The organism is Gluconacetobacter entanii (genome assembly GCF_003206495.1).
Lineage (GTDB): Bacteria > Pseudomonadota > Alphaproteobacteria > Acetobacterales > Acetobacteraceae > Novacetimonas > Novacetimonas entanii.
The window spans coordinates 1-539 of record NZ_NKUF01000143.1 but is presented as its reverse complement, the minus strand read 5'-3'; the positions used below and the strand labels follow the sequence as shown (position 1 = coordinate 539).

General features: G+C 59.6%; 1 pseudogene. It reads left to right on the top strand.

Going from position 1 to position 539, the window contains the following annotated elements:
* Positions 1 to 530: pseudogene (locus CFR72_RS16940) on the top strand (IS5 family transposase); the annotation flags it as partial.
* Between the last annotated feature and the right edge of the window lie 9 nt (positions 531 to 539).

Here is a 539-nt window from a genome sequence, read left to right as displayed (position 1 = left end):
CAGGGAGTGGCATTCGGAATGACTTTTCTGGATGGCACAAACATCAGGGCTCACCACAAAGCGGCGGGAGCCCAAAAAAAGGGGCCTCTTTCGAAGAGCGAGACCATCGTGAAGCACTTGGCCGCTCTCGCGGCGGCTATGGCACAAAAGTCTGCGTGATCGCTGATGGACATGGAAAAGCCTTCGGTTTTGCGCTGGCCCCTGGACAGGCTCATGAACTGTCTCTGGCACCAGCCATGCTCGACAGCCTTCCCGCCACTCCCCTGTGGGTAGTAGCGGACAAGGGCTACGCGTCGAACGCCATGCGTGAACGGATATGGGACATGGGAGCACGGCCAGCCATTCCCGCGAAACGACGCGATGGCCCGGTCGCCTGCCCGAAATGGGCCTATCGGTGTCGGCATCTCGTTGAGAACCTCTGGGCTCGCCTCAAGGAGTGGCGCGCTGTCGCAACCAGATATGAAAAAACAGCAACGTCGTTCCTCGCGGTCATCCACATCGCTGCCGCAGCAGACTGGATCAAGCCCTAACAGGCCCTA